Source organism: Xanthobacter autotrophicus (genome assembly GCF_029991245.1).
In the GTDB taxonomy this organism is placed as follows: domain Bacteria; phylum Pseudomonadota; class Alphaproteobacteria; order Rhizobiales; family Xanthobacteraceae; genus Xanthobacter; species Xanthobacter autotrophicus_C.
In genome coordinates, this window is sequence record NZ_JAIVFO010000396.1 from 1 (window position 1) to 422 (window position 422).

Annotated in this window: 1 pseudogene; it reads left to right on the plus strand. The window is 67.5% G+C overall.

Annotation, left to right across the window (positions count from 1 at the left end):
* Positions 1–201 precede the first annotated feature (201 nt).
* Positions 202–422: pseudogene (locus K9U41_RS23385) on the plus strand (2-oxoacid:acceptor oxidoreductase subunit alpha); the annotation flags it as partial.

Below are 422 nucleotides of genomic sequence, written 5' to 3' on the forward strand. Positions count from 1 at the left end.
GTAGCAAACCCGGTATTGGAGACTTGGAGCGAGATGTACGGCGCGTCACACCCCGAGAGGGCGAGACGAGATAGGTGCGCTGACCAGCGCGGACTATCCTCGGGAGTCGGTGTCCAGCGCCTGACCGGCGCCCGCGATCGACCCAGCAGCCCGCCCGCGACACCACCCTGACACGGCGGGTGACGAGGAAGTGCACACACGGTGACGACCAAGCAGGTCAAGCAGCTCGACCGCGTCATCATCCGATTCGCCGGCGACTCCGGCGACGGCATGCAGCTGACCGGTGACCGGTTCACGCAGGAGTCCGCGGCCTTCGGGAACGACCTGTCGACGCTGCCCAACTTCCCGGCCGAGATCCGCGCTCCGCAGGGGACCCTGCCCGGCGTCTCGTCGTTCCAGGTCCACTTCGCCGACCACGACAT